Annotated in this window: 3 protein-coding genes; 2 read left to right on the forward strand and 1 reads right to left on the reverse strand. The window is 75.7% G+C overall.

Annotated features, from left to right (window positions below; genetic code table 11):
- On the forward strand, positions 1-1,503 hold a 1,503-nt coding region (locus MHW47_RS34540; protein WP_239227784.1), incomplete at its 5' end, for a TOMM precursor leader peptide-binding protein.
- A gap of 94 nt (positions 1,504-1,597) precedes the next feature.
- Here MHW47_RS34540 and MHW47_RS34545 read toward each other — a convergent pair.
- Positions 1,598-1,768, reverse strand: coding sequence for a thiazolylpeptide-type bacteriocin (locus MHW47_RS34545; RefSeq protein ID WP_018555848.1), 171 nt, complete (start codon positions 1,766-1,768; stop codon positions 1,598-1,600).
- A 168-nt stretch (positions 1,769-1,936) separates the two neighbouring features.
- Here MHW47_RS34545 and MHW47_RS34550 point away from each other — a divergent pair.
- A partial coding sequence (locus tag MHW47_RS34550) for a M20/M25/M40 family metallo-hydrolase (protein WP_239227785.1) occupies positions 1,937-2,439 on the forward strand: 503 nt, incomplete at its 3' end.

Genomic DNA, 2,439 nt, shown 5'->3' on the forward strand with positions numbered 1-2,439 from the left:
GACCGGCGCCTGCCGCAGGTCACCCGGCTCGACCTGACGACCCTCCGGGTGCGGACCTACCCCCTGCTCGCCGACCCCCTCTGCCCCGGCTGCGCCCCGCCGCCGGCCCCGGCCGGGCCCCGGCCGCTCACCCTCGCGGCCCGCCCCAAACCCGACCCGGACGGCTACCGGCTGCGCCCCGCGTCCGCGTACCCGCTGCCACAGGAGGCCCTGGCCAACCCCGTCTGCGGGGTGCTGGGCGGCGGCACCTGGAACGACGTCACCTCACCGACGACCGCGCCCGTCGCCGGCAGCGTCTTCGTACGCGGGTACGCCGGCCTCAACGACGTCACCTGGAGCGGCCAGGAGAACGCCTTCTCCACCAGCCGCACCCTCGCCTTCCTGGAGGGCCTGGAACGCTACGCCGGAACCCACCGGCGCGGCCGGACCACCCCCGTCACCGGCTCCTGGACCGAGCTGCGGGCCGACGCCGTCGACCCCGCGGTCTGCGGCCTCTACGACCCCGCCACCTACCGCGACGACCCGCTCGTCGACCCCTTCGACCCGGACCGCGCCATCCCCTGGGAGTGGGGCTGGTCCCTGCGCGACGACAGGCCCGTCCTCGTCCCGTCCCGGCTCGTCTACTACAGCGCCGGACTGGCCGCCGACAACTTCGTCTTCGAGTGCTCCAACGGCTGCGCCATCGGCGGCGGCCTCGAGGAGGCCGTCCTCGGCGGCCTCCTCGAACTCGTCGAACGGGACGCCTTCCTCAATGCCTGGTACGGAAACGCCCGGCTCACCGAGATCGACCTGGCCACCGTCGGCGGCCGGGCCGCGCCCGCCATGGCCGAACGCGCCGCCCTCCAGGGCTACGACGTCCACGTCCTGGACAACCGCGTCGACCTCGCCGTCCCCGTCGTGACCGCGCTCGCGGTACGCCGCGACGGCGGCCCCGGCGCCCTCTCCTTCGCCGCGGCCGCCTCACTGGACCCGCGGGCCGCCGTCGAGGGGGCCCTGTCCGAAGTCCTCACCTACATCCCGCACCTCGCCCGGCAGACCGAGGAGCGCCGCGCCGAACTGGAGGCGATGGCCGACGACTTCGAGCGCGTACGCCACCTGAAGGACCACGCCCAGCTGTACGGCCTGCCCCGGATGGCCGTCCACGCCGAGAGCTACCTCCGCCCCCTGGCCGTACGCCCCTTCGGCGACGTCTACCGGGACTGGGAGCGCACCGGCCGCCCCCGGACCGGCGACCTGCGGGACGACCTGCGCGCCGTCGTCGACCAGCTCGCCGGCGCCGGACACGACGTGATCGCCGTCGACCAGACGACGCCGGAGCAGGAACGCATGGGCCTGCGCACCGTCGCCACCCTGGCGCCCGGACTCCTGCCGATCGACTTCGGCTGGAACCGCCGCCGCGCCCCGTACATGCCCCGCCTGCGCACCGCGCTCCGCCGGGGCGGCCACCGCACCACGGACCTCACCGAGGCCGGGATGCGCATGGTCCCGCACCCCTTCCCGTAGCCGCCGCGCGGCGCGCGCAGCGAGACGCGCCCGGCACCCGCGGAACGGGTACCGGGCGCGCACACCTCGCGTGAGCCGCGCAACCGACGTGAGGTCAGGCCGAGCAGGAGGTGGTGCTGGTGGTGGAGCTGCACGTCGAGGTCGAGCTGGTGCTGGTGGACCCGGCGAGCACGACCTCGCTGGCGTCCGAGTAGTCGGAGATCTCGAACGTCTCGGCCTCCAGCTCGAGGATCTCGTCGGCGAGGGTGCTGAGGTTCTTCTCCATGGTGTCTCCTCCGGTCCGGGGCCTCCGTCTCCGGAGGCCGCCACCTGCGCACACCCCGGTGGGGGGCACGTCACCCATTGCACCGCCCGGCGCTCACCGCTCGGCATGCCTTCCGCACGCACTTCGCTGGCACGCGACGCCAGCGGCCCGACGAACCCCTGGAGCGCCATGTCCCACCCCGCCCCGCCCCGCCCGCCGGACGCGGCCCACCCGGCCCTCTCCCCCGCGCTCGCCCGGGAGACGGTCCGCCCCGCCCTCACCCTCTACCTGGACGTCCACCGCCACCCGGAGACGTCCGGCGAGGAGGCCCGCACCGCCGCCCTGTTCGCGGACCGGCTCACCGCCGCCGGTCTCGACGTCACCCGGGGCGTCGGCGGCCACGGCGTCGTCGGCGTCCTGCGCAACGGCGACGGCCCCCGCGTCTACCTGCGCGCCGAACTCGACGCCCTGCCGCTGGCGGAACGCACCGGACTGCCCTACGCGAGCACCGGCCCGGCGATGCACGCCTGCGGCCACGACCTCCACCTGGCGGCGGCCACCGGCGCGGCGGACCTGCTGGCCCGCACCACCGCGCACTGGCGCGGCACCCTGGTCGTCGTCGGCCAGCCCGCCGAGGAGACCCTGACCGGCGCCCGCGCCCTGCTGGCGGACGGCCTGTACGAACGGTTCGG

Origin of the sequence: Streptomyces sp. OfavH-34-F, assembly GCF_022347745.1 — a bacterium.
Lineage (GTDB): Bacteria > Actinomycetota > Actinomycetes > Streptomycetales > Streptomycetaceae > Streptomyces.

Bases quoted from the DNA above. Each gene is read 5' to 3' on its own strand.
- MHW47_RS34545 (WP_018555848.1), bottom strand. From the start codon at position 1,768: ATGGAGAAGAACCTCAGCACCCTCGCCGACGAGATCCTCGAGCTGGAG.